This window comes from Nostoc sp., from assembly GCF_036916655.1.
In the GTDB taxonomy this organism is placed as follows: Bacteria; Cyanobacteriota; Cyanobacteriia; order Cyanobacteriales; family Nostocaceae; genus Nostoc.
In genome coordinates, this window is sequence record NZ_JBALFY010000099.1 from 126224 (window position 1) to 152607 (window position 26384).

Annotated in this window: 35 protein-coding genes and 1 pseudogene; 2 read left to right on the forward strand and 34 right to left on the reverse strand. The window is 44.8% G+C overall.

Annotated features, from left to right (window positions below):
* Positions 1–155: 155 nt before the first annotated feature.
* Positions 156–607, forward strand: a pseudogene (locus tag V7L31_RS26690) (hypothetical protein).
* An 88-nt stretch (positions 608–695) separates the two neighbouring features.
* Here V7L31_RS26690 and prfA read toward each other — a convergent pair.
* From prfA to rplC, 31 genes are all read right to left on the reverse strand, one after another.
* Positions 696–1793, reverse strand: coding sequence for a peptide chain release factor 1 (prfA, locus tag V7L31_RS26695; protein ID WP_163927947.1), 1098 nt, complete (start codon positions 1791–1793; stop codon positions 696–698).
* A 104-nt stretch (positions 1794–1897) separates the two neighbouring features.
* Positions 1898–2140: a 50S ribosomal protein L31 gene (rpmE, locus tag V7L31_RS26700; RefSeq protein WP_069070756.1), complete on the reverse strand. Its 243-nt coding sequence runs from the start codon at positions 2138–2140 to the stop codon at positions 1898–1900.
* Between the two features lie 102 nt (positions 2141–2242).
* On the reverse strand, positions 2243–2659 hold the full coding sequence (gene rpsI / locus V7L31_RS26705; RefSeq protein ID WP_104906415.1) for a 30S ribosomal protein S9: 417 nt from the start codon (positions 2657–2659) through the stop codon (positions 2243–2245).
* Positions 2659–3120: a 50S ribosomal protein L13 gene (gene rplM, locus V7L31_RS26710; protein WP_334699056.1), complete on the reverse strand. Its 462-nt coding sequence runs from the start codon at positions 3118–3120 to the stop codon at positions 2659–2661. The genes rpsI and rplM overlap by 1 nt, the downstream gene beginning before the upstream one ends.
* A 65-nt stretch (positions 3121–3185) precedes the next feature.
* The gene (truA, locus tag V7L31_RS26715) at positions 3186–4034 is read right to left on the reverse strand and encodes a tRNA pseudouridine(38-40) synthase TruA (protein ID WP_334699057.1); all 849 of its coding nucleotides are present in this window, start codon (positions 4032–4034) and stop codon (positions 3186–3188) included.
* 103 nt (positions 4035–4137) lie between these two features.
* Complete coding sequence (gene rplQ, locus V7L31_RS26720; RefSeq protein WP_094349105.1) at positions 4138–4488, reverse strand: 50S ribosomal protein L17; 351 nt, start codon at positions 4486–4488, stop codon at positions 4138–4140.
* A 31-nt stretch (positions 4489–4519) separates the two neighbouring features.
* A complete protein-coding gene (locus V7L31_RS26725) occupies positions 4520–5467 on the reverse strand; it encodes a DNA-directed RNA polymerase subunit alpha (protein ID WP_334699058.1) in 948 nt (315 codons plus the stop codon).
* 310 nt (positions 5468–5777) lie between these two features.
* Positions 5778–6173, reverse strand: coding sequence for a 30S ribosomal protein S11 (gene rpsK / locus V7L31_RS26730; RefSeq protein ID WP_069070761.1), 396 nt, complete (start codon positions 6171–6173; stop codon positions 5778–5780).
* 54 nt (positions 6174–6227) lie between these two features.
* Positions 6228–6608, reverse strand: coding sequence for a 30S ribosomal protein S13 (rpsM, locus tag V7L31_RS26735; protein ID WP_094349103.1), 381 nt, complete (start codon positions 6606–6608; stop codon positions 6228–6230).
* 115 nt (positions 6609–6723) lie between these two features.
* The gene (gene rpmJ / locus V7L31_RS26740; protein WP_015129703.1) at positions 6724–6837 is read right to left on the reverse strand and encodes a 50S ribosomal protein L36; all 114 of its coding nucleotides are present in this window, start codon (positions 6835–6837) and stop codon (positions 6724–6726) included.
* A gap of 117 nt (positions 6838–6954) precedes the next feature.
* The gene (gene infA / locus V7L31_RS26745; RefSeq protein ID WP_006276978.1) at positions 6955–7179 is read right to left on the reverse strand and encodes a translation initiation factor IF-1; all 225 of its coding nucleotides are present in this window, start codon (positions 7177–7179) and stop codon (positions 6955–6957) included.
* Positions 7180–7349: 170 nt separating this feature from the next.
* A complete protein-coding gene (locus tag V7L31_RS26750) occupies positions 7350–7904 on the reverse strand; it encodes an adenylate kinase (protein WP_334699059.1) in 555 nt (184 codons plus the stop codon).
* Positions 7905–7906: 2 nt separating this feature from the next.
* On the reverse strand, positions 7907–9217 hold the full coding sequence (gene secY, locus V7L31_RS26755) for a preprotein translocase subunit SecY (RefSeq protein WP_179068338.1): 1311 nt from the start codon (positions 9215–9217) through the stop codon (positions 7907–7909).
* A 74-nt stretch (positions 9218–9291) separates the two neighbouring features.
* Positions 9292–9735, reverse strand: coding sequence for a 50S ribosomal protein L15 (gene rplO / locus V7L31_RS26760; RefSeq protein ID WP_069070765.1), 444 nt, complete (start codon positions 9733–9735; stop codon positions 9292–9294).
* Positions 9736–9825: 90 nt separating this feature from the next.
* Positions 9826–10353, reverse strand: a complete 528-nt coding sequence (gene rpsE, locus V7L31_RS26765; RefSeq protein ID WP_094328453.1) for a 30S ribosomal protein S5 — start codon at positions 10351–10353, stop codon at positions 9826–9828.
* A 93-nt stretch (positions 10354–10446) separates the two neighbouring features.
* Complete coding sequence (gene rplR, locus V7L31_RS26770) at positions 10447–10809, reverse strand: 50S ribosomal protein L18 (RefSeq protein WP_334699060.1); 363 nt, start codon at positions 10807–10809, stop codon at positions 10447–10449.
* A 2-nt stretch (positions 10810–10811) separates the two neighbouring features.
* A complete protein-coding gene (gene rplF, locus V7L31_RS26775; protein WP_334699061.1) occupies positions 10812–11360 on the reverse strand; it encodes a 50S ribosomal protein L6 in 549 nt (182 codons plus the stop codon).
* A 114-nt stretch (positions 11361–11474) separates the two neighbouring features.
* Positions 11475–11876 (reverse strand): 30S ribosomal protein S8, encoded by a 402-nt coding sequence (gene rpsH / locus V7L31_RS26780; RefSeq protein WP_094349096.1) that lies wholly within the window; start codon positions 11874–11876, stop codon positions 11475–11477.
* A 20-nt stretch (positions 11877–11896) separates the two neighbouring features.
* Positions 11897–12445, reverse strand: coding sequence for a 50S ribosomal protein L5 (rplE, locus tag V7L31_RS26785; RefSeq protein ID WP_292848148.1), 549 nt, complete (start codon positions 12443–12445; stop codon positions 11897–11899).
* Between the two features lie 110 nt (positions 12446–12555).
* Positions 12556–12909 (reverse strand): 50S ribosomal protein L24, encoded by a 354-nt coding sequence (rplX, locus tag V7L31_RS26790; protein ID WP_334699062.1) that lies wholly within the window; start codon positions 12907–12909, stop codon positions 12556–12558.
* The gene (gene rplN / locus V7L31_RS26795) at positions 12909–13277 is read right to left on the reverse strand and encodes a 50S ribosomal protein L14 (protein WP_069070772.1); all 369 of its coding nucleotides are present in this window, start codon (positions 13275–13277) and stop codon (positions 12909–12911) included. The genes rplX and rplN overlap by 1 nt, the downstream gene beginning before the upstream one ends.
* A gap of 46 nt (positions 13278–13323) precedes the next feature.
* Positions 13324–13572 carry a 30S ribosomal protein S17 gene (rpsQ, locus tag V7L31_RS26800; RefSeq protein ID WP_094349093.1) on the reverse strand — a complete coding sequence of 83 codons (249 nt, stop codon included), beginning with the start codon at positions 13570–13572 and terminating at the stop codon, positions 13324–13326.
* Positions 13573–13578: 6 nt separating this feature from the next.
* Positions 13579–13806 carry a 50S ribosomal protein L29 gene (gene rpmC / locus V7L31_RS26805; RefSeq protein WP_179068334.1) on the reverse strand — a complete coding sequence of 76 codons (228 nt, stop codon included), beginning with the start codon at positions 13804–13806 and terminating at the stop codon, positions 13579–13581.
* A gap of 3 nt (positions 13807–13809) precedes the next feature.
* Complete coding sequence (gene rplP / locus V7L31_RS26810; protein WP_012410718.1) at positions 13810–14235, reverse strand: 50S ribosomal protein L16; 426 nt, start codon at positions 14233–14235, stop codon at positions 13810–13812.
* A 104-nt stretch (positions 14236–14339) separates the two neighbouring features.
* Entirely contained in the window at positions 14340–15122 is a 783-nt protein-coding gene (rpsC, locus tag V7L31_RS26815; RefSeq protein WP_179068332.1) for a 30S ribosomal protein S3, read from the reverse strand.
* Positions 15123–15175: 53 nt separating this feature from the next.
* Positions 15176–15532, reverse strand: a complete 357-nt coding sequence (rplV, locus tag V7L31_RS26820) for a 50S ribosomal protein L22 (protein ID WP_069070777.1) — start codon at positions 15530–15532, stop codon at positions 15176–15178.
* Positions 15533–15626: 94 nt separating this feature from the next.
* On the reverse strand, positions 15627–15905 hold the full coding sequence (gene rpsS / locus V7L31_RS26825) for a 30S ribosomal protein S19 (RefSeq protein ID WP_012410721.1): 279 nt from the start codon (positions 15903–15905) through the stop codon (positions 15627–15629).
* 143 nt (positions 15906–16048) lie between these two features.
* Complete coding sequence (rplB, locus tag V7L31_RS26830; protein WP_292848153.1) at positions 16049–16912, reverse strand: 50S ribosomal protein L2; 864 nt, start codon at positions 16910–16912, stop codon at positions 16049–16051.
* A 99-nt stretch (positions 16913–17011) separates the two neighbouring features.
* Positions 17012–17326, reverse strand: coding sequence for a 50S ribosomal protein L23 (locus V7L31_RS26835; protein ID WP_094349089.1), 315 nt, complete (start codon positions 17324–17326; stop codon positions 17012–17014).
* Complete coding sequence (rplD, locus tag V7L31_RS26840) at positions 17319–17957, reverse strand: 50S ribosomal protein L4 (protein WP_334699087.1); 639 nt, start codon at positions 17955–17957, stop codon at positions 17319–17321. Before rplD ends, V7L31_RS26835 begins: the two co-directional genes overlap by 8 nt.
* Before the next feature lie 151 nt (positions 17958–18108).
* A complete protein-coding gene (rplC, locus tag V7L31_RS26845) occupies positions 18109–18741 on the reverse strand; it encodes a 50S ribosomal protein L3 (RefSeq protein WP_179068329.1) in 633 nt (210 codons plus the stop codon).
* A gap of 1010 nt (positions 18742–19751) precedes the next feature.
* Here rplC and V7L31_RS26850 point away from each other — a divergent pair.
* Positions 19752–20228, forward strand: a complete 477-nt coding sequence (locus V7L31_RS26850; protein WP_179068328.1) for an NAD(P)H-quinone oxidoreductase subunit N — start codon at positions 19752–19754, stop codon at positions 20226–20228.
* A 35-nt stretch (positions 20229–20263) separates the two neighbouring features.
* Here the strand turns inward: V7L31_RS26850 and V7L31_RS26855 are convergent, their stop codons facing one another.
* From V7L31_RS26855 to V7L31_RS26865, 3 genes are all read right to left on the reverse strand, one after another.
* Positions 20264–20740, reverse strand: a complete 477-nt coding sequence (locus V7L31_RS26855; protein WP_334699063.1) for a GNAT family N-acetyltransferase — start codon at positions 20738–20740, stop codon at positions 20264–20266.
* A 318-nt stretch (positions 20741–21058) separates the two neighbouring features.
* Entirely contained in the window at positions 21059–24343 is a 3285-nt protein-coding gene (locus tag V7L31_RS26860; RefSeq protein ID WP_334699064.1) for an efflux RND transporter permease subunit, read from the reverse strand.
* A gap of 68 nt (positions 24344–24411) precedes the next feature.
* Positions 24412–25860 (reverse strand): efflux RND transporter periplasmic adaptor subunit, encoded by a 1449-nt coding sequence (locus tag V7L31_RS26865; protein ID WP_334699065.1) that lies wholly within the window; start codon positions 25858–25860, stop codon positions 24412–24414.
* Positions 25861–26384 lie beyond the last annotated feature (524 nt).

A 26384-nucleotide genomic window follows, 5' to 3' on the forward strand; every position in this document is an offset into this window, starting at 1 on the left:
ATTAAACTATATCTCTGGTTGTAAATCAGCAACTACAGGCATCAAGCTAGTAGGCTAACCCATCTATCTTTAACCAACCCAAAAAACTTAGTTTGCTACGGCGCTTCAGCTAGTAGTTCAACTTTGCTGCGAAGAAATAATATCGAAGGTGCATCATGTTTCGCAAGCCACGCAAAATTAACCAATATCGCCGCAAAGGTAAAAACTTTATAGCCACTAATAAAATTAAACCAGAACAGTGGAACATTTCTGACGCAGAAACTAAAGAAGCTTTAAAAGTTAAAGGCTACGATGTTAAGCAAATCAAAAAAATCCACCTTCTGAAACATCAAGTGTGTATTTCCTACTGGGATGCAAAAGGCAATATATGCAGCAGCTTTTTTAGCTACAGGATTTTTGCGCGTTGGCAAAAAGAAATAGAAAGTTTAATTTATACCTGTCAAACATTGAAGGAATGGGCAAAGTTAAATTACCTTATGAAGTACGAATTTGCCTATTACCATTATCCGATCCGAGTGAAATAGAAGATACACTCCACGCGATATTAGAAAACCACCTGCCTGTGTTAAAAATAACAGAAGAACAAGTGGTTTTACAGAAGATTTAACAGCAAAAAGTATGACCATTTGTAGAGACGCGATTCATCGCGTCTTTATCCAACCAAAGATGTGTTGCAATCATTAATTGAATTGGTATTAGTTAGCGGCAGAAGTCGCTAACTCCGCGAGACGTTCTTGCTGGTCTAGAGATATACAAGACTGGATAAGTGTCTCTAAATCACCATCCAAAACAGGGGTAAGAGAATAATTCTGACCTAACCGATGATCGGTAGCGCGGTTATCTTTATAATTATAGGTGCGAATTTTTTCCGATCGCGATCCAGTACCAACCTGCGATCGCCGCATCGAAGTTACAGCTGCTTGTTGTTCGCTTAACTTGATGTCATACAACTTCGCCCGCAGAATTTGCATCGCCCGTTCTTTGTTTTGCAACTGGCTACGTTCTTCTGTACAGAAAATGCGTATTCCCGTTGGTTTGTGCATCAAGTCAACGGCAGTTTCCACCTTGTTGACGTTTTGTCCACCAGCACCACCAGAACGGGCTGTAGTCATTTCAATATCTTTCGGGTCAATATGAATTTCCACATCATCCACCTCTGGCATAATCGCCACGGTAGCTGTGGAAGTATGAACCCGTCCCCCAGATTCGGTTGCCGGCACGCGCTGCACACGATGCACTCCAGCTTCAAATTTTAACTGGCTATAAACGTCATTACCTTTAATTTCTAAAATGACCTCTTTCCAGCCACCCATTTCTCCACGAGATTCGCTCACTAGAGAAACTTTCCAACCTTGAGTCTGGGCATAGCGGGTGTACATCTGCATCAAATCGCCAGCCCAAATGCTTGCTTCATCGCCACCAGTGCCAGCGCGAATTTCCAACATGATATTCTTTTCATCATTGGGATCGCGTGGTAGCAGTAAGACTTTCAAGCGAGACTCTAAATGTTCGATTTTTTCTTCAAGTTCCTTTACTTCCAGTGATGCCATTTCTTGCAACTCTGGGTCACTTGCAGATTCTTTGTAAACCTGACGCGCTCCGATTAAGTCTTCTTGGGCTGTTTTCCAAATTTCATAAGTATTAACTACCTCTTCCAAAGAAGAACGAGACTTAGCAATTTCTTGATACTCATCAGGATTGCTAGCGGTATCGGGGTCGCCAAGACGACGGGTTAATTCATTAAAAGTTTGTTCAACGGATTTTAGTTTGTCCAGTAAGTATGATTCAGCCATGACGAGTGCGATCGCTCCTTAAAAAAATAACAAATTGGCTCGAGCATATAAATGAAAATCGACCCAGCTGATGCAGGGCCGTCGTTAACAGCAGAGCCAACTCGCTACTTTTTGTCTTGTTCGTCGCCAGATGTTTGAGTGCTGCTCATACCGTACTTACGGAGGAAGCGCTCTACTCGACCCTCAGTGTCAATAATCTTCTGAGTACCGGTGTAAAATGGGTGATTTCCAGACCAAACATCTACGTGCAATTCTGGCTTGGTAGAGCCAATGGTCATAACAACTTGACCGTTGCAGTAAACTTTAGCATCTGGATACCACTTGGGGTGAATATCAGCTTTAGCCATTGTTCTTTTTGTGATGAATCTATATAAATTATAACTTTCAGCGTTCAATTGCAGCTACAGAGTGGGGAGTGGGGAGATGCCCCATACCCACTTGCCCAATTTCTAACGCTTAGAGTACTGAGGCGCTTTCCGAGCTTTATGTAAACCATATTTCTTCCGCTCTTTTGCTCTGGGATCGCGAGTCAAATAACCTTCGGTTTTCAAAGGTGGGCGGTTATCTGGGTCTAGTTGGCACAAAGCACGAGCAACTCCCAAACGAACAGAATCAGCCTGTCCGGTCAAGCCGCCGCCTTCTGCTTTCACCAAAATGTCATATTCGTTTTCTAATCCCAGAGTTTCCAGTGGTGCTTTAATGACTCCCAGATAGTTAGGGTTAAATTGGAAATACAAGGTTCCATCTTTACCGTTCACAATCAGTTGACCAGTGCCTGGAACCAAGCGTACCCGTGCTACCGCATTCTTACGGCGGCCAGTACCCCAGTATACGGCGCGACCGCTATTAGCATCTGCTACTACCATTAATTTTCTTCTCCAGGAATTGTACTAATTTTTAGTTCTTTAGGTTTTTGAGCATCATGGGGATGCGTAGGCCCAGCATAAACTTTCAGCTTGGTGAACAACTGCTTACCGAGGCTATTTTTAGGTAGCATACCTTTAACAGCTTGTTCTAAAATCCGCTCTGGTATGCGGTCTTGTAGTTTAGCGAAAGTTTCGGTTTTCATCCCACCGGGACGACCAGAATGGCGGCGGTAAAGCTTTTGAGTGCGCTTTTTGCCTGTAACTGCTACTTTCTCGGCATTGATGATGATTACGAAATCACCTGTATCTAGATGAGGCGTATATTCGGGTTTCTTTTTGCCTCTCAATACCTGGGCGACTTCGCTGGCGAGGCGACCGAGGCGTTTATCGGTGGCATCTACTATGTACCACTCACGCTCAAGGGTTGCTTGAGAAGGAAGGTATGTTTTAACTGTTGTCATTTGTCATTTGTCCTTTGTCATTTTTAATTTGTCATTAGTCATTTGTCTTTTGTCATTTGTAGTTACTAAGAACCAATGACTAATGACTCTTGACTAGTGACGAACTTTGGCAAGGTGTCGTACCAAATCTCTTTCGGAAAGGGAAAATCGGGATAGCCGACTCGCAACAAACACAAGCCTTGAGGCGGTGCGGCATATTTCACTTCTTCCCGGCGTTCTTCTTTCCAGAGTTCGGTGAAGCTAGAAAGTGTTCGTTGTCCAGAACCTACTTCTACCAGCATCCCTACCAACAGCCGTACCATGCCATACAAAAATCCATCTGCCTGTATTTCAATATGGATAAATGGCCCACTGCGACGACACTCTGCTGCTTGCACCTCTACCCAGGAATGCGATCGCTTTGAGCCTGCACGGTGAAAAGCAGCTAAGTGATGCTTTCCTAAGAGAGGTTTCAAGGCAGCTTGGATTAAAGATTCATCCAGGGGTGCATAATAATAATGCCAACTGAAGGGTCTTACAAACAAGTTAAGCCGATCTTTAGTATATATTGTGTAGCGATACCGTCGATAGGCTGCACTAAAGCGAGCGTGCCAACGGTTATCGACACTAGCTGAAGCCCTGATTAATATATCTGGCGGCAGGTAGCTGTTGAGGATTGTTGCCCACTTGTGAGGCGGAATAAAACCTGTTGCTTCAAAATGGGCTACTTGAGCAGCAGCATGAACTCCAGAATCGGTTCGCCCAGCACCGTGTAGTGTTACATGATGCCCAAGAATAGTAGCGATCGCAATTTCAATCTCTTCTTGGACTGTCCGGTGTTGTTTTTGCCGTTGCCAGCCATGAAAATGAGTGCCTAGGTATTGGATTACCAAGGCTACTCGATGAGTTTGTGTAGGCTGGTGGCTTTCTAACATACAGATTTTGTCCTTTGTCTTTTGTCATTTGTCCTTTATCACTTGTCCTTAGTTATTCACTAATGACCAATGACTAATGACCAATGACTAATTGACCAATGACTTAAACCAATTCAATTATTGCCATTTTTGCATTATCACCCCGACGAGGTACGGTACGCAGGATGCGGGTATAACCGCCCTGGCGATCGCCATATCGAGTTGGAGCTTGCTCAAATAGAGCGTGAACCAGTTGTTTGTCGAAGATATAGCCAAGAGCTTCCCGACGTGCTGATAAAGAGCCATTTTTGGCTAGGGTAATCATTTTTTCCACTTCACTTCTGAGAACTTTCGCTCTAATTAAAGTGGTTGTGATCTTACCATGACGGATCAGCTCGGTGGCGAGCGATCGCAGTAAAGCACGGCGTTGATCGGCTGGTTTACTGAGTTTTTTGACGCGACAACGGTGACGCATAATTATGCACTATGAATTATGAAGGTTTTTCTTAAGGGTGTTTAGAGCCTCTTTCCATTGGCAGGGTGATGCCCAAGCGTCGCTGCAAAGCTTCCACGACTTCTTCTGCTGACTTCTGCCCAAAGTTCTTAATTTCTAAGAGGTCTTCTTGGGTATAATCCAACAAATCTGCCACAGAGTTAACTTGTGCCCGTTTGAGACAGTTATATGCCCGCACAGAAAGTTGCAACTCTTCGATGGGTATCTGGGCAGTTGGATCGTCTGGAATATCGGAACCTGTATCTGTTGGTTCTAGGGAGATATCTTTCAACGGGTTGAATAAATCTACCAAGATCGCAGCAGCAGAAGATAGTGCTTCTTGAGGAGAAATACTGCCATTTGTCCAAACTTCCAACAGTAGTCGGTCTTTTGGAATCAAGCCTTCCCCACGAGATTCTTCAACACTGTAGTTGACTTTTCGCACTGGCATAAATATCGAGTCGATTTGCAGAAAATCCAACGATGTGGCTTCCTCACGTCCTCGCTCTACAGTGCGATAGCCTTTGCCCTTCTCGATCCGAAATTCCATTTCCAGCTTTCCACCCTCAGCGATGGTAGCTACATACTGAGTCTGATCGATGACTTCTACTTCACTGGGTAAATCAAAATGTGCCGCAGTGATTGTTGCTGGGCCGCTAACGAGTAATCTACCAATCTGAGGCTGCGAAGAATAGTTTTTCAGGATAACTTCCTTCATTCTCATGAGGATTTCCAGCACATCTTCCCGCACGCCCGGAACTGTGGCGAACTCATGTGAAACGCCCGCAATCCGCACTGCTGTAACTGCTGTACCTTCTAAATTAGACAGTAAAACCCGCCGCAGTGCGTTGCCAACAGTTATCCCTTGACCGCGTTCGAGAGGTTCCAAAACAAATTTACTGTAATGGTTCCGACTTTCTTCGGTATTCGACTCTACACATTCAATTTGAAACTGCGCCACGGATGAGCCTCCCTTCTTCTAAGGTGCTGCTAGCAGACAAATCAATTGCCTCCCGAATTGAATTTATGTCCTGTAGATTATAGGTATATCAAACTACTAGTATAAAGTTACGGTATAGTTTGACACTTCTATTGAGCTTGCAGGTGCTAATAATATTTTGGGTAGCCCGAAGCCTAACAGCTTTCCCGGTGGGAAAATCTGACACGCTTCTGGTCGCCCAAGCTTTGACTCAATGACAGTTTGGACGTTAGACGCTCAAGCGGTCATTGCTGGCTGTCACTTTTTGCCCTCACTGCCCAAGTCTTAGTATTTAAACTCGACGGCGCTTGGGTGGACGACAACCATTGTGAGGAATCGGGGTAATATCCCGAATCAATGTAATTTCCAGTCCTGCTCCTTGAAGTGCCCGGATAGCGGTTTCTCTACCTGCTCCTGGCCCACTGACCATTACCTCAATTTGGCGCATTCCTTGATCGATAGCTCGACGGGCTGCACTTTCAGCTGCGGTTTGCGCTGCAAAGGGAGTTCCCTTTTTTGCTCCCTTAAAACCGCTAGAACCAGCGCTAGCCCAGGAGATGACATCTCCGTTTTGATCGGTAATGGTGACAATGCTATTGTTGAAAGTAGACTGGATGTAGGCCATTCCACTGGGTACATTCCGTTTCTGCTTCTTGCTCCCGGTTTTTTTAGTTGGTTGTCTCGCCATACTTGTTTAGTTGATTTAAGGTAAAACTTGCTCGAATTAGCAAGCGTTGCAAAATTATTTCCCTGGAGCCTTCTTCTTCCCTGCCACTGTCTGCCTTCTGCCTCGACGGGTTCTGGCATTGGTGCGAGTTCTTTGGCCTCTGACTGGTAAGCCCATGCGATGACGACGACCTCTGTAGGTACCAATGTCAACTAAGCGCTTGATGTTCAAAGACTCCAAGCGCCGCAAGTCGCCTTCAACTTGATAGTTGCTTTCTATTTCCCCTCTTAGGGCTGTCACATCGGCATCACTTAAGTCCTTAACGCGGATGTCTGGGTTCACACCAGTTGCCGCTATAATTTCTTGAGCGCGTGATAACCCAATTCCGTAGATGTAAGTCAGACCGATCTCGACGCGCTTATCGCGTGGAAGGTCTACTCCGGCAATACGTGCCACAATGAACTCTCCCTATTGTTCTCGCAATTACTGTTGGTTGGAAAAACGTGATTAATCGCGTCTTTTCGTTTTAATGATGATATGCGTGCTACAACTCACTCTGTTGGTAAGAGTGTTATCCTTGACGTTGTTTGTGCTTGGGGTTCACGCAAATCACCATGACGCGACCACGACGTTTGATCACGTTACACTTTTCACAAATTTTCTTGACTGAGGCTCTAACTTTCATGCCTTTTATTTTTTGACTCCAAATATAAAATTATAGCATTTATAGGGAAAATAATCCAGTTAAATGACTAGTAAACAGTCAAAAAAATGGTTTTATGGTAAAATTCTCTACATATACTTACTTCTTTCGTAGTCGATAGGTAATTCTGCCTTTGGTCAAGTCGTAGGGCGTTAACTCTACCTTGACGCGATCGCCGGGCAAAATCTTGATATAATTTCGGCGAATCTTGCCGGAAATGTGTGCTAGCACGTTAAAGCCATTGTCCAAGTCAACGCGAAACATCGCATTGGGCAAGGACTCTGTAACCGTGCCTTCCATTTCAATCAAATCTTGCTTAGACAATTTGTTTTTTCCTCAACTCAACAATTTCGTGTTCAGTTGCAGCGCTTCATCTGCAAAGAAACACATTTTAAGAAATATATCAACAGTTTATTAATATATCTTAGCTAAAATTGATCTTTTTCTTGGGAGTGGGGAGTCGGGAATTATCTAGTCCCTACTTCCCCTCGTTTTCAAGAAGCGATTACCTTTTGTAGTTCATCAGTGACATCTTCTTGGGACTGATTGCCATTGACTGTTAGGAGTTTTTGGCGATCGCCATAATAATCAATTAAAGGTGCAGTTTCAGCACGGTACACTTCTAAACGACGGCGAATCACCTCTTCGGTATCATCTTTTCGTCCTCTAGCTAGCAAGCGTGCGATGACAATTTCATCTGGTGCATCTAAATTGACTACCCTTTCGCCACCTTGATGTATTGCTTCCAGTAACTTCTCCAGAAAAGCTGCTTGGGTCACTTTTCGGGGAAAACCATCTAGAATCCAACCATTTTTGGCATCTGGTTGACTGAGGCGCTCCTGTACCAAGTCCTGCACTAGCTGGTCGGGTACTAACTCGCCGCTATCAACATAACTTTGAGCTTTGATTCCTAAAGGAGTCTGCTCTTTCATGGCTTGTCTTAATATTTCACCAGTAGAAATATGGGGAATATTCAAGTGTTCAGCCAAGGTTTGAGCTTGTGTTCCTTTACCCGCTCCAGGTGGCCCCAAGAAGATTAATCGCGTCACTATTATTTCACCATTCCTTCATAGCGCTGAGAGATGACATAAGTTTGGACTTGTTTGGCTGTCTCAATTGCCACACCAACTAAAATTAACAACGAGGTTGCACCTATTCCCCGGAAAGTTTTCACATTCAAAGCGCTTTCTACGGCAGTGGGGATAATAGCAACGAAGCCCAAAAAGATCGCACCCAAAAAAGTTAGTCGGTTGGAAACGCGTTCGATATACTCGCTAGTTGCCTTGCCGGGACGAATCCCAGGAATACTAGAACCCATTTTCTTCAAGTTCTGCGCCACATCTACCGGGTTGAGAATCAACGAAGAATAGAAGTAGCTGAAGAAAACAATGGAAATCATGTAGACCAAGGCATAGACCCAGGAGCTAGAACCGCTTGGACTCAAATAAGTGTTAACTATATTTGCCAAATCGGCATTTTTAGTAAAATTGGCGATTAGCAGTGGCAAACTGAGGATGGCAGCAGCAAAAATAATTGGCATTACGCCGCCTTGGTTTAGCCGCAGTGGCAGATAACTACGCTGCTCTGCCAAAACTCTTCGACCTACTTGGCGACGAGCCGAAATAATTGGGATGCGGCGCATTCCTTCCTGCACAATCACAATACCAACAATTGTTGCGAGGAAAACTAAGACCAACACGATCACCCGACCCACTGCTTCCCGACCGCCGACTTGCACCAAGTCGATGGTATCACCCAAAGCTTTTGGTAATGATGCAACAATGTTGACAAAAATCAACAATGATGCTCCGTTGCCAATACCTCGTTCTGTAATTAGTTCTGATGCCCACATAACGAACATCGAACCAGCTGTCAGAGCGATCGCAGTTTCAGCGACAAATATAGGCCCTGGCTTTAAGGCGAATTGTTGGAGGAATAATGCCGAAAAAGCTGTACTTTGAAGGATTGCCCAACCTACAGTGACATAGCGGGTAATTTGCGAGATTTTTCGGCGACCAGCTTCCCCTTCATTTTTCTGTAAATTTTCTAAAGTTGGAATCGCCGCCGTCAGTAATTGGATGATAATAGACGCATTAATGAAGGGCAAAATTCCTAAAGCAAAGACTCCCAAAGTCGAAAGTCCTCGCCCGGAAAATATATCCAATAAGCCGAATATGGAATTACTACCCGATATGGCTTCGGCAAATCTCGGTCTATCAATGCCTGGGACGGGTAAGAAAATACCCAAGCGAACCAAAATCAAAATACCGACGGTGACAAGCAGCCTACCTCTGAGGCCAGCTGCCTGCGCCATCTGCATAAAAGTTTCTTGAGCCGTTGGAGCTTTATCTCGACTGATCATAGAGTGCTACCTTTATAGTGAACCAAGCACTGGCAGCGAGTTGGCTTGCATTTAAGTGCGCTGTTCCGGCTCACTCATAAGACTTCACAACTACCACCAGCTGCCTCAATTTTGCTACGAGCTGAAACTGTAAAAGCTGCCGCTTGTACCTTGAGCGGAATGCTCAATTCCCCGTTACCTAAAACTTTCAATGGCCCTTTGACAGCAGTCAGGATACCTGCGGCTTTCAATGAGGTCAAAGTTACTTCTGTATTCGCGGGAAGGGAGGCTAGCTTCTCTACATTAATCGTAGTGTAAATCTTCTGATTAACAATCGGAAAGCCCTTCAGCTTAGGTAAGCGGCGGTACAATGGCTGTTGACCACCTTCAAAACCTGGTCGAGTCCCGCTACCAGAACGAGATTTTTGACCCCGCATACCTAAACCAGCACTAGCGCCTTGACCGGCAGAAATACCTCTAGCTACACGCTTCTTGCGTTTCTTTGAGCCTTTTTGCGGCTTAACATCATGGAGTCTCATAATTTATCAAGTTCTCATTTTTCGTTTGTCATTTGTCATTTGCCATTTGTCCTTTGTTATTCACTAATGACCAATGACTAATGACTAAATTTAGATGTAGAGATTTTGAATAGGAATACCGCGATCTTCGGCGACTTCAGAAAGGGTACGCAGTGTAGATAAGGCATTAACTGCGGCTCTAGCATTATTGAGCGGATTGTTGGAGCCAAGTTGCTTGGCTAAAACGTTACGAACTCCTGCTAATTCCAACACAGTTCGCACAGCACCACCAGCAATTACCCCAGTACCAGGTGAGGCTGGACGCATAATCACTTTTGCACCACCACCAACACCATCTATAGGATGGGGAATGGAGTTGGATTTGGTGATTGGGATATCAATGAGGTGTTTTTTGCCGTCGGCTACACCTTTTTTTACAGCGCCAATTACATCGGAAGCTTTGCCTACTCCGACTCCAACCTGACCGCGTTCGTTACCAACGACAACGATCGCTCGGAAGCTGAGTTTTTTACCACCTTTGACCACTTTACTTACGCGGCGGATTTGAATAACCCGCTCTTGCCAAGTGGTTTCTTCTTTTTTGGCACGCTTTGTTCTACTTTTACGCTCTGTTGCCATAATTTATGCTCTGGTGAACGTCATTTGTCAGTTGTCATTTGTCTTTTGTCATTTGTCCTTTGTCTAATAACTAATGACTAATGACCAATGACTTTAGAAATCTAAACCAGCTTCGCGGGCTGCATCAGCTAGTGCTTTGACACGACCATGATATAAGTTACCACCGCGATCGAAGACTACTTTGGTGATGCCTTTTTCGAGCGATCGCACTGCAATCAACTTACCAACTTGTACCGATGCATCGCGGTTTGCACCTGACGCTAAACTAGATTTCAACTCTGGTTCTACAGTCGATGCGGCTACGATGGTTTGATGCTGAGTATCATCAATCAGCTGAGCATAAATATGCTCATTGGAACGAAATACCGCTAAACGGGGACGTTCTGGGGAGCCAATAACTTTGCCACGGACGCGTCGATGACGACGGTTTTTTGATTCTCTACGAGTAAGTTTCATTTCTACTTCTTACCACCCTTACCAGTCTTACCAGCTTTCCGTCTGACCACTTCACCGGCATAGCGAATGCCTTTACCTTTGTAAGGTTCTGGTGGACGAACGGCACGAATTTTGGCGGCTGTGTTACCAACGATTTCTTTGTCATAGCCGCTAACAATAACGTTAGTGGGGCCTTCTACGGCAAACTGAATTCCTTCTGGTGGTTCAATTTGCACTTGATGGCTATAACCCATATTTAAAACTAGGTTACGCCCTTGAAGTTGTGCCCTGTAACCAACGCCTTGAATTTCCAAACGGCGCTGAAAACCTTGGGAAACTCCCTCGACCATGTTGGCAACTAAAGTGCGGCTCAAGCCGTGCAATTGCTTCGATGTCCGAGTTTCATCCCGACGATTTACGTGTAATATTTCTCCCTCTTGAGAGAGTGAGACATTATCTCTGAGAGTGCGAGAAAGTTCTCCTTTCGGGCCTTTCACCACAATATTCGTACCATCGATCGCCACTTGAACTTTGGCGGGAATAGTAATTGGACGTTTACCAATACGAGACATGACTTTTTGTCCTTTGTTATTTGTCCTTTGTCCTTTGTCTTTTGTCCTTCGTCCTTTGTATTTCACCAATAACAAATGACTAATGACCAATGACTAATGACCAATGACCAATGACTACCAAACGTAACAAAGTACTTCGCCACCCAAGTTCTGACGCCGCGCTTCGCGGTCAGTCATAATGCCACTGGATGTAGAAATAATGGCAATGCCAATGCCGCCTAGTACCCTTGGTAATTCTTTTCGATTTGAATAAACACGCAAGCCAGGCTTACTCACTCGCTTTAAGGCGGTGATCAAAGGCTGACGGTTTTTTCCCTTGTATTTCAGGGAAATCACCAGATTGCGTTTTACCCCTTCTTCTGCTTCTTCGATTTCAGCAATAAAGCCTTCCTCCCGTAGCACTTTGGCAATGCTCCGGGTTAATTTTGTCGCTGGCACTTGTGTAGTTTGATGCCGCGCCAGGTTGGCATTGCGGATGCGCGTCAGCATATCTGCAATTGTGTCGTTAGCCGCCATCGTTCCCTCTATAGATGAACTTATTGATCGCGAAAGGGCATTCCTAATTCTTTAAGTAAGGCGCGTCCCTCTTCGTCGTTTTTTGCTGTGGTGATGATGGAAATATCCATCCCACGTACTTGATCGATGCTGTCGTATTCGACTTCTGGAAAAATTAGCTGTTCTCTCACACCCAAAGTGTAGTTACCGCGTCCGTCAAAGCTTTTAGGGCTAACGCCACGAAAATCTCGAATTCTGGGTAATGACAGGCTAACTAGTCTGTCGAAAAAGGCATACATCCGTTCGGCTCTGAGAGTCACCATGATCCCTACAGGCATCCCTTGACGAATCTTAAAGCCAGCGATCGCCTTTTTCGCCCTTGTCACCACTGGTTTTTGACCTGTTACCAAGGCAATTTCGTTAATGGATGCCTCTAGAGACTTCGCATTTTGGGCTGCTTCACCCAAACCCCGGTTAATCGTAACCTTTACCAACTTCGGTACTTGATGAACGTTGGTATATTGAAACTGAGTGGTCAGTTTGGGGACGATTGTCTCTTGATATAAGGTTTTGAGTCTTGTTGTCGCCATAGTTTTTTGTCCTGATATCCCTGGGCTTTGTCAGGGAAACTTTAATTTTGGATTTTAGATTTTGGATTTTGGATTAAATTTAAAATCTAAAATTTCAAGTTGGCTAATTCTTATTTATCGAGAATTTCGCCAGTTTTCTTTAGTTTTCTGACTTTTTTACCTTCTGAGGTAAAGGTGTAACCAACACGACTAGCGACGTTTTGCTTGGTGGAATAAAGCATGACGTTGGAGCTATGAATTGGGAATTCTTGGGTAATAATTCGCCCTGATTCCCCTTCTTGCTGGGGTTTAACGTGCTTGGTTTTAATGTTGACACCTTTGACGATGACTTTACTCAGTTGGGGAAATGCCTGAGTAATTTCGCCAATTTTTCCTTTGTCTTTGCCAGCAATCACTTGTACAGTGTCGCCAGTTTTGACGTGCATTTTATGGAATACTTTGGGCGTACCTTGTTTGGTTGCCATTAAAGCACCTCCGGAGCCAGAGAAACAATTTTAGTAAAGTTTTTATCGCGCAGTTCCCGTGCAACTGGGCCAAAAACCCGTGTGCCTCTGGGATTACCGTCTTTGTTGATAATTACAGCAGCGTTATCATCAAAGCGAATACTCATACCACTGTCACGACTTACAGCTTTCCGAGTCCGAACAATTACTGCTTCTACAACATCAGACTTTTTAACAGCCATGTTGGGTGTAGCATCTTTGACAACTGCGATAATTTTATCGCCAATAAAACCATAACGACGATTGCCTCCGCCTAAGATGCGGATGCACATCAGTTTGCGGGCGCCGCTATTATCTGCGACATTCAGGTAAGTCTGGGGTTGAATCACAATTATTCTCCCTTGTAATGTTGTTAGTTTCTAACAACGATGAGGTTTAAGTAGGCTTGACGTTCAGGACTTCTGTGATTTTCCAGCGCTTAGTTTTGCTCAGGGGTCTAGTTTCCTGAATGCGAACGCGATCGCCTACTTTACACTGATTTTCTTCGTCGTGAACTTTATATCGTTGGGTGTTAACCACAATCTTGCCGTACTTGGGGTGAGGAGCGCGGTTTTCTATGGCGACTACCACAGTTTTTTGCATTTTATCGCTCACTACCAAGCCAACTCGTTCTTTAACTGCCATAATCTCCTACTTTTTTTCTTTAGCCGATTGACTTGCTGCCCGTTTGCGTTCTGTTTCTAGTGTCAGCAATTGGGCTAGGCGGTGGCGCAATTGTCGGAACTGGTGGGGCTTTTCTAGTTGTCTGGTGGCTTTTTGCAAGCGCAACTGAAATAGTTGTCTTTTAATTGCGACAATTTCATCAGAGAGCTTCTCGTCACTTAATTCTCTAGCTTCTGAAATCTTGGGAAGAGGCATAAGTTACTCCTGCTCCTGTGGTTGAGAGCGCACAATAAACTTAGTTTTGATGGGCAGTTTAAATGAAGCCAAACGCATCGCTTCACGGGCGATTTCTTCAGAAACCCCACCGATTTCAAACAAAATTCGTCCTGGCTTGACTACAGCTACCCAAAACTCTGGATTACCTTTACCAGAACCCATCCGGGTTTCAGCAGGACGCATGGTTACAGGTTTATCAGGGAAAATCCGAATCCAGATTTGTCCACCCCGACGAATATAACGAGTCATTGCCCGACGGGAAGCCTCGATTTGACGCGAGGTAATCCAAGCAGGTTCTTGAGCTTGGAGTGCAAAATCACCGAAGTTGAGGGTACTACCACGGGTGGCTAGTCCTTCCATCCGTCCCCGCTGTTGTTTGCGGAATTTAGTTCTTCTAGGGCTTAACATGATTAGCTACTGGGTACTAGGTACTGGGAATCAGGGATTGGGAATCAGGGATTGGGGATTGAGAATTCTTACCCAGTCCCCAGTCCCCATTTCCCAGTCCCCGTTTACCCTTCATTTGAGCGGTCTTCAAATTGCTGGCGACGACGTTGTTGTTGACGGCGACGGGGTTCACGATCGCGATCGCGGGGGTCACGTTCGCGATCGCGGCTTGCTGGTGGTAGTGGATCTGGTTCCTGTCCAGGAATAATTTCTCCCTTAAACACCCATACTTTGATACCCAAAATGCCGTAAACAGTTTTTGCTGTGCAATAAGAGTAGTCAATGTCAGCCCGTAAGGTATGTAAAGGTACTCTACCTTCACGAGTCCACTCTGTCCGGGCAATTTCTGCACCGTTGAGGCGACCGCTAACTTGGATTTTAATACCTTGGACACCCGCCCGTTGAGCGCGTTGAATCGATTGCCGCACTACCCGCCGAAAGGAAACCCGACGTTCCAATTGTTGAGCAATATATTCAGCAATTAGGTAGGCATCAGCATCAACTCGTTGCACTTCAACTACGTTAATGCGAATTTGGCGATTGCCACCCAACACTCCTTGGAGTCCGGTACGTAAGGATTCGATACCTTGTCCACCACGACCCACTACAACACCAGGTCTAGCTGTGCGTACTTCTAAGTCGATTTGGTCGGCTTTGCGCTCAATCCGTACCTCGGAAATTCCGGCGTTGTTTTGAGCCTGTCTACCCAGCTTTTGATCTATGTATTGACGGAGTTTGTAATCTTCTTGGAGAAGTTCTGGATAGCGATCAGGAACAGCAAACCAACGGGATTGATGTTCATGTGTAATACCCAGGCGAAAACCAACTGGATGAATCTTTTGTCCCACGAATGCTTCCTCTAAAATTTCTTACTTTACGCAATTTATTCGTGAAAACGTGCTTATTTTTCTGGGGCGGCTGCAACAGCTACAGTAATATGACACGTCGGCTTGCGAATTTGGTAAGCTCGACCTTGCGCTCTTGGTTGGAAGCGCTTCAACGGCGGCCCTTGATCGGCATAAGCCTGAGTAATAACTAGTTGAGTCCGATCTAACCCAGCGTTGTGTTCGGCATTAGCAGCAGCGCTTCTGAGAACCTTCAATATAGGTTCAGTAGCGCGATAGGGCATGAATTCCAGGATGATTAACGCTTCTCGGTAAGATCGCCCCCGAATTTGATCGAGTACCCGACGCACCTTGTAAGCCGAGATGCGGATAAAACGAGCGATCGCTTTTACTTCAGTAGTATTAGTAGCCATAATTTTCTCCAATTTTGTCCTTCGTCCTTTATCCTTTGTCCTTTGTCAAAAGCTAATAACTAATGACCAATGACAAATGACCAATGACTAATAACTACCTACCCGCTTTTTTGTCGCTTTTTCCATGACCCCTGTAGGTGCGTGTCGGGGCAAATTCACCCAATTTGTGTCCTACCATCTGTTCATTTACAAAAACTGGAACGTGTTGGCGTCCGTTGTGAACAGCGATAGTATGACCTACCATTAGAGGCAAAATTGTCGAAGCTCGTGACCAAGTTTTAATAACTTCTTTTCTGTTGTTGTCGTTGAGCTTTTCAATTTTCTTTAGAAGATGATCCGCAACGAAAGGACCTTTTTTTAGAGAACGACCCATAGTTCAATTTTGGCTTTAGGATTTAGGAATTAGGATTTAGAGTTTCGGATTTTGGATAATTAACGTGTCTGAATCAAGTTTCACAAATTTTCAATGTTCACAAGTAGACCCAATCTAAAATCCAAAATCTAAAATCTAAAATTCTATGATTCACGACCACCGCGACCGCGTTTAGAAGACTTACGACGACGACGTACAATCAACTTGCTGCTAAGTTTCTTGCGATTGCGTGTCTTCGCGCCCAATGTGGGTTTACCCCAAGGTGTAACAGGCCCCGATCTACCGATAGGCGCTCTACCTTCACCACCTCCATGTGGGTGATCCACTGGGTTCATAACGCTACCTCTAACCTTAGGACGGCGACCTTTCCAGCGATTTCGTCCGGCTTTACCTGCACTTAGGTTTCTCGCATCGGTGTTGCCCACTTGCCCAATGGTGGCGTAAGACTCGCGTCGAATCAAACGGACTTCTCCTGAAGGCAACTTGAGAGTTACATAATTACCTTCTTTTGCCACGACTTGAGCGCTAGCACCAGCAGCACGTACAATTTGACCACCTTTACCAGGAGTCAGCTCTACGTTGTGAACACTAGTACCCAAAGGAATCTTCCAGAGTGGTAAGGCATTACCATCTTCAAAGGGAGACTCAGGCCCAGAAATAATTATTGTTCCAACTTTCAACCCGTTGGGGTGAAGGATGTATCGTTTTTCGCCGTCTTGGTAATACAAGAGGGCAATTCTGGCATTCCGGTTAGGATCGTATTCAATTGCTGCGACTTTAGCAGGAATATTATGTTTATCCCTTTTAAAATCGATGATCCGATAAAGCTGTTTGTGTCCGCCACCCCGGCGACGACTAGTAATCCGTCCGTGATTATTCCGACCTTTGGCGCGATGCTTCGAGGTTGTTAAGGATTTTTCTGGCTCGGTTCTAGTAATTTCCGCAAAGTCAGAGATTGTAACTTGGCGAGTGCTGGGGGTATAAGGGCGATAAGAACGGGTACCCATATTTTTAAGTGCTGAGTGCTAAGTGCTGAGTTTGAAATTTTGAGTGCTGAGTTTTGAGCGTAGTAACTCCTAACTCTTAACTCCTAACTCCTAACTTTTTTAGACTTCTGGGAATAGAACTTGTCTAATCTTGTCTTCATCCCCAGGTGCGACAGTGACGATCGCTCGCTTATATTGGGGCTTATAACCAATAAATTTACCAACGCGCCGCTTTTTACGTGGTGGTAAGATGGTGTTGACTTTTACAACCTTGACCTGAAACAAGTCTTCGATCGCAGCCTTGATTTCTGGCTTTGATGCCTTGGGAATTACTTCAAAGGTGTACTTGTTTTGCTCCATCAAGATGGTCGCTTTTTCGGTGACGATTGGGCGACGTACTAAGTCGGCAAGGTCACGGGGGTCAAAGCTAGGCACTGTAGACCTCCTGAATTTTTTCTAGGGCTGATGCCGTAACTACAATTTTGTCAGCGTGCAGTAAATCAAAAACATTTAGCTGGTCGGCTGCAATTAGTTTTAAATTTTCAATGTTGCGGGCTGACAGATAGACGTTATCTGTATCCGCAATCTCAGACAAAATTAACAGTGCCTTGCTTTCTGGTACTACTCCCCAACGGTCAAGCGCTGCCACTAATTCTTTAGTCTTGGGGCGAGATAGCTCAGTGCTAAATTCTTCTACTACGATCAAGTCGTCAATGCGGCTGACAAATGCTGTTCGCAGTGCCAAACGTCGCTCTTTGCGGTTCAATTTGAGGTTGAAGTCTCTGGGTTTTGGCCCAAAGATCACACCACCACCACGCCACAATGGAGAACGAATAGACCCAGCACGAGCGCGACCAGTACCTTTTTGTCGCCAAGGTTTCCGACCGCCGCCTCTGACTTCAGCACGAGTTTTTGTACTGGCATTTCCTTGACGAGCATTAGTCAATTGCCGTACTAAGGCGCGATGCACAATATGAGACGCTGTTTCTTCTTTGGCAACGCGCAACTCGAAGGTCGTCTCACCGACCTGTTCTCCTTGCCAATTTTTAACTACGCTTTCAACCATCTTTGTTATCTGTCCTTTGTCCTTTGTCATTGGTGAGCCAGTACGGTCTTGGGGGTTTCCCCCATGAGTACCTGGCGAACCCGGAGGGTCTTTTGCCATTTGTCCTTAGCCAATGACTACTGACTAATGACTACTGACTAATGACTTCTGACTATCCCACTATTTTTGCAGGCACAACACTGACTAGAGCGCCTGGCTTACCAGGAATGGCTCCTTTAATTAGTAATATGTTGCGTTCTGGATCAACTCGCACTATGGTCAATTTACGGATTGTGATGCGTTTTCCACCTAAACGTCCTGCCATCCGCTTACCTGGATAGACACGACCTGGTGTTGTACCAGCACCAATTGATCCAGGCGCTCTGTGATTTTTGGAACCGTGTGACATGGGCCCACGAGCAAAGTTGTTGCGCTTCTGGTTTCCCGCAAAGCCGCGACCGATGCTTGTGCCGACGACATCGACAATTTGACCTGCACTAAAAATATCTGCTTTAATCTCTTGACCTAAAGCATAATCACTAGAGCTATCGGTGTGATATTCATTTAAGTGACGCAATGCTGGGGCGGATGATTTAGCCAAATGTCCCAGTAGTGGTCTGTTTAGTGCCTTGGGTTTAACTTCGCCATAACCAACTTGAATGGCAAAATAACCGTCGGTTTCTTTCGTTTTAACTTGTGTAACAGTGCATGGCCCTGCTTGAATGACAGTCACAGGAATAGCTACTCCTGCTTCGTCAAATATTTGGGTCATGCCCAGCTTGGTGCCGAGAATACCTACAGACACAATAACTGGTTCTCCTTTCTACTTGCTGACCTTGGAATTGGACTCTAGAGGACACGTTTTGTACGCATCAGTTTAGGCTGGGTTAGCCTGCGAAATTTGGAATGGCTTTAATAAACCGCTCCAAATGCTTTCGGACACAACAAACCGTGTCCGTACTGCTTGGTGAATCTGTTTAGCTTCACTCACTAGATCACCAGAGCAGCCACAAGTCTCTTCCCATTGGGAAGGAGTAACTTCTGGAATCAATGCAAGGCGCTACAGCTTTAAGCTGTGTGCAGCAATGCTTTTGTCCAAGCAATTGCTCTGGCACTTTCTGGAGGCAGCGCTGTCGGCGGGGTTTCCGATTTTTACACGCCTATGAGACGGGTTCCCGGAGATTGGCTACTGCCGTGTTGCAGTTGGACTTAAGCGGTTTTTACCGCCCAGTATCCGTTAACTGAGACTGACGTAATGCCATGAAACCAACATTGCTGCTCAGTTTTACTTCCTTAAATACCTTAAACTATTGTTTAAGACTTTGCCTACTTTTTCAGAGGCGCAGGAGTAAACTTACCCTGGAGCTTAGGATTTGCTTTGGTTATTCGTCCATCCGCTCCAATGTTGACCTGAAAGCTTTCTTAGTTTACCAGTCTATGATCAATCTGAGTTAGATTATCCAATTTGGATTAAGTCATCAGCTTTTGATGCTAACACTACCTCAGAATGACAGTAAAAAGCCAACCTAATTTGCGTTTTTGGTCACAATCTAATAATATAAATTATTTATTTATGTTTGTCCAGTAGTTTATAGAGTTATTTTTGGGGAATGGGGACTGGGGAAGAAGCAAGGGAGCAGGGCGCAGGGGGCAAGGGGGAGAAATCAATTCAAAATTCAAAATTCAAAAACTCTGCCTCCTCTTTCCCCTCTGCTCCCTGCCCCTCTGCCTCTTCTCAATGCTCAAAAAAATGCTTTTAATCTATCGGTTCAGGGTAAATAATAGAGATATCTAAGTGGGATAAGACGAAAATCTATGGCACTAATTACCACTGGCAACGGTTTAATCCGCGATCTGGAAAAATTTGGCGCTCTTGGTGTGTATGTACCTCTGGAAGGGGGTTATGAAGGTCGATATCAGCGCCGAATACGGGCGGCTGGCTATACTACCCTCCACATTACCGCTAAAGGACTGGGTGACGTAGCTGCGTATCTCACAAGAATTCATGGAGTCAGACCTCCTCATCTTGGGAAAAAAAGCACTGGTAGTGGTGCAGCAGTGGGTCAGGTTTACTATTTGCCGCCAATTCTCAATTCTCATCTAGAACAGTTACCACCAAAGTCAAAGGGGCTGGTCTTGTGGATTATTGAAGGGCATATTCTTTCTAATGAGGAGGTTGAGTATTTAACGAATTTGCCTCAGCTAGAACCACGAGTGAAAGTCATTATTGAGAGAGGTGGCGATCGCTCTTTCCGTTGGACTTCTCTAGAAAAAACTCTGTTAGCTAGTTAGTCCTTTGTCATTAGTCATTAGTCATAAGCTTATGACTAATGGCTCAATTCAATCAGCATTTCAATAATGCTGAAGCGAAAACCACAAGATGCAAATAACCGCCGTGAAGCCTCGTTAGCAATTGCTGTATCTAGACGAATTTGCTTGACGCCCATCTGATGAAAGCGTTCAACACTCAGCATCACCATCTGCCGCGCAATCCCCTTTTGGCGATATTCTGGCTCAACCCAGATATCATGAATAAAAGCAAATTCCTGTAACTGATAAATTGGTATTTCTCGCTCAATTGTTGCTACCAGAAACCCTACAATTTGCCCTTCATTTTCGGATACTAGAAATACACTACGTACATCGCTATTTGCCAAACGCGTCAACCATTGTTCATAACGCTGTTCTGGATGCGGTAGAAAACCATACTTGGCAGAATCCCAAGACTCATGCAAAGCACAAATTTTGGCAACCATTGGTAAAACTGCGGGTACGTCAGTGATTGTGGCGGGGCGGATCAGCATAAGCTTTCAAGCACAAAAAGCACAAACAAGAAAGAATGCCTTGCAGTGAGGTATTAGTTTTTATTCACTTACTCAGCCAAGATTATCGTTTTGTTCAGCCTAAGCGTCATAAACTTTGGAAAACTTTGTTTTTAGCATTGGGGAAGGGCTAGGTTAGTTAGAAGAGGGGTGATGTCTAAGTGGATGTCTGAAATGGTTATAAGGTTGAGAGACTATGACAAACGGTTCTCTATTTATAACCATCCCAGAAACAAACAGTAAGGGCGATCGCCATCACCAGCAAAATCGCTATTGTGCGATATGCAACTTAAATGCTGATTAGCTGGTAAGTTTTTTCGTAAATCCACGCAATCGGATTAACACTGGCTTTGCCCAATTTCCACCCAGCAAATCGTGCAGCAGAATGTAAAAACAAGGGATGATAAATAGTGTCAGCATTGTTGAGATCGCCATCCCAAAGAAAACTACAATCCCTAAAGGTTGCAAAAACTCCGAACCTTCGCCAATACCCAATGCCAAAGGAAACAGCCCCAAGATAGTGGTGACTGTGGTCATGATAATTGGGCGCAAGCGTTGAGGAGCAGCTTTGACGATTGCAATTTGGCGACTACAACTTTCTTCGTCCCGAATTTGGTTTGCTAGTTCCACCATAAGAATCCCTGCATTCACCACAATTCCTACTAGCAGGACGACACCAACAATTACAGTTGCACCAATTGCCGTTTGGGTAATGTAAAGTCCAAAAATTCCTCCAGCTAAGGCTAGTGGTACGGTGAACATAATTACTAATGGGTCAATCAGCGAATTGTATTGCACCGCCATAACGACAAAGATTAAGAACGTCGCCAACGCTCCCAAAGTTTTTAAAGCATCCTGAAGTTGCTGATTAGTTTCTTGAGCAGAACTAGGCACAATGGAAACGCCATCAGGTAAGTCTACATCCTTTAGTACTTCGTTGACTTCTGCGATCGCTTCACCAAGACTAGCTCCCTCGCTGAGATTTCCTGCGACAATAAAAGCTTGGCGCTGATTAATTCGTTGCACCTCACCAGGCGCTTGACCTTCTTGAATTTTCGCAACATCTGAAAGCCGGATTAGCTGATTATTTTCTGTAAATAGCGGTAATTGCTCTAGCTGAGAAGGACGCTGAATCGCTTCTTTATTTAGCTGTACCCGTACATCAACTAAACGATTACCGCGTTGAATTTGCGTGGGAACTGAACCTTCAATTGCTGTTTGAACTGTTGCACCAATTTGCCCGGCGCTCAACCCTAAAGCTGAAACCCGTTCCCAGTCAGGGCGAATTTGGATTTCCGGTTGTCGGGGGTCGGCATCTGGTCGGAATGTCGCTAATTTTGCCCTTTCTTGCAATGCTTGCAGCACTTGTGCGCCTGCTTGCGTTAAGTTTTCTTCATTCTCACCTTGCAGAATCACGTCAACTTCTGACCCTTGCACTGGAGAATTACTCAAGATTAAACCCCGCACCTGGCCAGGATTGAGGCGTAGCAAAATTCCTGCTAAGTTGAGTTTGTTAAATTCCTGAGTTACTTTTTTGACGAAAGCTTCGACATCTGTGCCTGGTTTTAGATTAATGGTGCTGCTGGCACGTAAAGGATTCTCTGTAGTATTGCTACCAAACAAAGAACCACCCACAGTTGTGAAAGCAGACTTGGTTTCTGGTTGTTTGAGCAAAATGTCATCGACAATTTGCATAACTTTTTCAGAAGTTGCTAAAGGTGTACCGGGAGGGAACTGCGCTCTCAAGTTAGCTTGACCAGTACTGATCCGGGGTAAAATTTCTTGGGGAATTTGACCAAACATCAAGAAGCTGCTGCCACCTAAAATTACCAAAGCAGCAGTTACTACAAACAATCGATACCGTAAAACCTTGGTTAAGAAGTTACCGTATCCCCGTGTCGCATCTTCAAATCGGTGATTAAACTGTCTAAGCAGCCAAAATTCACTAATCCGACTAGACCAGCGAATTCCCAAGAGTCGAGAAGACAGCATCGGTACTACTGTGATGGCGACGACAAGGGATGCTGCAACTGCGAAGCTAATTGTCAGAATCAGTTCATTAAATAGCAGTGCAATAAAGCCGCCAATTAAGAGGAATGGCACTACAGAAACTAAGTTTGCACCTGTAGCAGCAACTAAAGCAGATTCTACTTCTTGGGAAGCTGCGATCGCACTATCAATAAAAAATCTTGAATTTCTCCCCTTCCCCTCTGCTCCTCTGCTTCCCTGCTCCCCTGCCTCCATCTCCCTCTGATTGGGAGTCATGCCTGTTTTTTCGGAAATGTTTTCCAAAATCACAACCGATGTATCAATTGCTTGACCGACTCCTAATGTCAGACCTGCCAAACTAAAAACATTCAAGGTTAAACCAAATATTCTCATTAAAGCGATCGCTGCCAGAGTACACAGCGGTATCGTCAAACTGATAATAAATGTTTGCCTGAACGATCCCAAAAATAACAATACTGCTGCTGCTGCTAGCAATGCCCCAGAAATCCCTGAAAAGATGACATCATTTAAAGAATTGCGGATAAAAACAGATTCATCTGTGGTGGGACTAAAAGTCATGTCTGCTGGAATTAAACCCGATTGCCGTAATTGTTCAATTCGCCGCTTCACAGAATCTACAACATTGATTGTGTTGGCTTCAGGCTGCTTTTGAATTGAAAATTTCACCGCAGGCTGACGGTTGAGGTAAACAAATACTCGTTGTTCTTCTGTATCGTCAATTACCTCTGCAAAGTCTCGCAAGTAGACGCGGCGGGAAGGTGCAGGGGAGGTAGAGGAAGTAGAGGAGGCAGGGGAGGAAACTTCCAAGGAGAGGTTTTCAATTTCCTTGGCATTTTGGAAACGTCCGATAGTCCGAGTTAATGGCTCGGAATTTTGCCCCAGAATCCGACCACCAGAAGTATCTTGGTTACGGGCTGTTAATTCATTTAAGACATCATTTAACCCGACACCCAAAGCTTGCAATCGGTTTAAGTCAACAAGCACTCGTACTTCTTCTTCTGCACCGCCAGATACATCAACAGAAGCGACTCCCGGTACTACACTGAGTTCACGGTTTAACTCTTCATCAGCAAATACGCGTAAATCTTTACCTTGTAACGAAGCAGATGTCAGTGCCAATTCATAAACCGGCAATTGGGAAGGATCGACTTTAAATAAGCGCGGCTCCTCTATCGTATCTGGCAGTTGTCCTCGACCTCGGTTAAAAGCAGCAGTCGCATCATTTAGGGCTTGGTCAATATCGCCCCCTGGTTGGAAGTATAAATCGAGGCTTACCTGTCCTTCACGGGTGCGGGAAAAAACTTGGACTACATTCTCGGTTGCCCGTAAAGCTTCTTCTAAAGGTCTGGTGATTTCATCTACTGCTACTTCTGGTGAAATACCAGGGGCTTCTAGCCGAACCCCAATTCGCGGATAGGTAATAGCCGGTAGCAGATCGACTTGGATCGTTGTGAGAAAAAATACCCCAATGACAATTACTGCCACGGTGAGCATGAGTGTGCCAATGTGTTGGCGGATAGCGATCGCACTGAGGCTAAATCCGCCATTGCCATTATTATTGTTTGTCTGTTGCATGATACTAAGTGATAAGTGCTGACTACTGAGTACTTTTTTCTTTGAGATGGTGGTTATTGCTCACCCTACTACTGCTTTTCTGAAAGAATTGAAAGACTTACAGTGTCACCTTCTTTTAACGGCTTACCACTCCGAACAACGTAGCGCTCTCCTGCTTGCAAACCGGATAAAATTTCCACTCTCCCATCAGCTCTTTTTCCTAAAGTAACTGCACGCGTCGCTACTTTCGTCTTGCCTTCTGTGTCTTTCACGACAAATAGTGTCCCTGATGGGTTTTCTTGCTCTTTTTCTGCTCCCTTTGCTGCCCCTGCTTGTTTTTGAATCGCTGTTTGCGGCACGACTACGCGCTGTTGAGTCTGGGTTTGAAAATTGACTCGCGCCAGCAATCCGCTGCCAATCTTGGCTTGAGTGTTAGGAATCACTACTTCTACAGGTATCAAGCGAGCTGTGGCATCGGCAGCTGGAGAAATGCGCGTAACTCTGCCAATTAATGTTTCTTTGGGAAAAGCATCTAAGCGGACTTGTACAGACTGCCCAACTTGAATTTGTGCCAGTTCTAATTCGGAAACTTGCACAACGACTTTGACACGGTTAAAGTCGCCAATTTTCAAGACTTCGCTACCTGCTTGCAGTAGGTTGCCTGGTTCTGTCACCTTTTCTGTGACTATACCAGCGATCGGGGATGTCAATCGAGCATAAGAACTGCGCTCTTTCGTTTGGGCAACCAATGCCTGTTGGGCAAGTACTCTACCTTGGGCGGCGGCAACGGCTTGCTGTTCTGTCCGAACCTGCTCTTGGGCTGCGCGCAATGCTTGGGCAGCTGTTTTTGCCTGGGTACGTGCTTGCTGGGCAGTTTGTTCAGCGATCGCTCCAGCTTTGAATAGATTCTGTTGGCGTTCTGAGTCTGCTTGAGCTTGTACCACTTCTAACCGTGCCCGTTCAACGTCTGCACGGGCATTGCTTACCTGATTACTTGCCCTCGCTACTTCTGATTTCAGGGCTGCTAGTTCTGCTTCTGCTTGCTTTAATTGGGTCGAAAGGATGGCATCATCTAATTGCCCGACGTTTTGCCCCTGTTTAACTGTATCGCCTACATCAAGGTTCAAAGCCAACAATCGAGCCTCTACTTGCGATCGCACTGATACAATCCGAAAGGGTGTTGTATTACCTGTGTATTCTGGTTGTGTTTGCAGCGTATCAGTTCGAGCGATCGCTGCATCTACAGCCGTTGCACCACCACGTTGTCCACTACCCGGACTCTGAGATTGGGCATCAGCTGGTTCTTCTTTGGGCAGCGCTCCACAATTTGCTGTCAGCAGTCCGATGCCCAGCAAACAGGGAATCAATAATATGGATGCAAAAGGGGAAGACCCTTTTGAGTCAATGCTACTCTTTGTATCTACAACAGCCATATCAGTTTTTACAACTGAATCTAACTGGGCATTAATTACCTGGTTAGCGGCTGCGAAAGGTGAGATTTTCGCCTGCTTGTGCGGCTTCTTTCTGTCCAAAATCATTTATTTTTCTTGTATTTGGTGAGCTTTTTGGGTTAAACAGCCGTGCATTACCAAGTAATTTTGAGACATTATGAATAGTGAAAAGCGGCGAGAGTCAATTAGCTATCTTCTTGCAGAATTTTGTATCAAAAGTTACTTTTTATTCAAAAAAATTCTCACCACTTTAACTCATTAAATTGAGTCGGCAGCTTCCGATCTGCCGATGCAATTCTTAACTCAGTATAAATATTTTTAAATTTCTTGCAATCTGCCCTTAGTAGAAGACTTGCGTTTATTGAAGATACGGGATTTTCACACCCCTACTTCTAAAATGGGCAGTATTAAATAGCTATACTTAGGCGGACATAACCAAATTTGATATAGCAAAATGCTTAGTAATTTTTACGCTTGATCAAATATATTAAGAATAGTAAACATAAATTGCTTTTTTTGACGCTGTAATATTTCGATCAAGCGTAGGCGTAGCCCGTCGTAGACATCGCATATAAAGCCAAGAAAAAGACGATGTGTATTACAGCCACCAA

Bases quoted from the DNA above. Each gene is read 5' to 3' on its own strand.
- prfA (WP_163927947.1), bottom strand. From the start codon at position 1,793: ATGGCTGAATCATACTTACTGGACAAACTAAAATCCGTTGAACAAACT.
- rpmE (WP_069070756.1), bottom strand. From the start codon at position 2,140: ATGGCTAAAGCTGATATTCACCCCAAGTGGTATCCAGATGCTAAAGTT.
- rpsI (WP_104906415.1), bottom strand. From the start codon at position 2,659: ATGGTAGTAGCAGATGCTAATAGCGGTCGCGCCGTATACTGGGGTACT.
- rplM (WP_334699056.1), bottom strand. From the start codon at position 3,120: ATGACAACAGTTAAAACATACCTTCCTTCTCAAGCAACCCTTGAGCGT.
- truA (WP_334699057.1), bottom strand. From the start codon at position 4,034: ATGTTAGAAAGCCACCAGCCTACACAAACTCATCGAGTAGCCTTGGTA.
- rplQ (WP_094349105.1), bottom strand. From the start codon at position 4,488: ATGCGTCACCGTTGTCGCGTCAAAAAACTCAGTAAACCAGCCGATCAA.
- rpsK (WP_069070761.1), bottom strand. From the start codon at position 6,173: ATGGCGAGACAACCAACTAAAAAAACCGGGAGCAAGAAGCAGAAACGG.
- rpmJ (WP_015129703.1), bottom strand. From the start codon at position 6,837: ATGAAAGTTAGAGCCTCAGTCAAGAAAATTTGTGAAAAGTGTAACGTG.
- secY (WP_179068338.1), bottom strand. From the start codon at position 9,217: ATGATCAGTCGAGATAAAGCTCCAACGGCTCAAGAAACTTTTATGCAG.
- rplO (WP_069070765.1), bottom strand. From the start codon at position 9,735: ATGAGACTCCATGATGTTAAGCCGCAAAAAGGCTCAAAGAAACGCAAG.
- rpsE (WP_094328453.1), bottom strand. From the start codon at position 10,353: ATGGCAACAGAGCGTAAAAGTAGAACAAAGCGTGCCAAAAAAGAAGAA.
- rplR (WP_334699060.1), bottom strand. From the start codon at position 10,809: ATGAAACTTACTCGTAGAGAATCAAAAAACCGTCGTCATCGACGCGTC.
- rplF (WP_334699061.1), bottom strand. From the start codon at position 11,360: ATGTCTCGTATTGGTAAACGTCCAATTACTATTCCCGCCAAAGTTCAA.
- rpsH (WP_094349096.1), bottom strand. From the start codon at position 11,876: ATGGCGGCTAACGACACAATTGCAGATATGCTGACGCGCATCCGCAAT.
- rplE (WP_292848148.1), bottom strand. From the start codon at position 12,445: ATGGCGACAACAAGACTCAAAACCTTATATCAAGAGACAATCGTCCCC.
- rplX (WP_334699062.1), bottom strand. From the start codon at position 12,909: ATGGCAACCAAACAAGGTACGCCCAAAGTATTCCATAAAATGCACGTC.
- rpsQ (WP_094349093.1), bottom strand. From the start codon at position 13,572: ATGGCAGTTAAAGAACGAGTTGGCTTGGTAGTGAGCGATAAAATGCAA.
- rpmC (WP_179068334.1), bottom strand. From the start codon at position 13,806: ATGCCTCTTCCCAAGATTTCAGAAGCTAGAGAATTAAGTGACGAGAAG.
- rplP (WP_012410718.1), bottom strand. From the start codon at position 14,235: ATGTTAAGCCCTAGAAGAACTAAATTCCGCAAACAACAGCGGGGACGG.
- rplV (WP_069070777.1), bottom strand. From the start codon at position 15,532: ATGGCTACTAATACTACTGAAGTAAAAGCGATCGCTCGTTTTATCCGC.
- rpsS (WP_012410721.1), bottom strand. From the start codon at position 15,905: ATGGGTCGTTCTCTAAAAAAAGGTCCTTTCGTTGCGGATCATCTTCTA.
- rplB (WP_292848153.1), bottom strand. From the start codon at position 16,912: ATGGGTACCCGTTCTTATCGCCCTTATACCCCCAGCACTCGCCAAGTT.
- rplD (WP_334699087.1), bottom strand. From the start codon at position 17,957: ATGGTTGAAAGCGTAGTTAAAAATTGGCAAGGAGAACAGGTCGGTGAG.
- V7L31_RS26850 (WP_179068328.1), top strand. From the start codon at position 19,752: ATGGCACTAATTACCACTGGCAACGGTTTAATCCGCGATCTGGAAAAA.
- V7L31_RS26855 (WP_334699063.1), bottom strand. From the start codon at position 20,740: ATGCTGATCCGCCCCGCCACAATCACTGACGTACCCGCAGTTTTACCA.
- V7L31_RS26860 (WP_334699064.1), bottom strand. From the start codon at position 24,343: ATGCAACAGACAAACAATAATAATGGCAATGGCGGATTTAGCCTCAGT.
- V7L31_RS26865 (WP_334699065.1), bottom strand. From the start codon at position 25,860: ATGATTTTGGACAGAAAGAAGCCGCACAAGCAGGCGAAAATCTCACCT.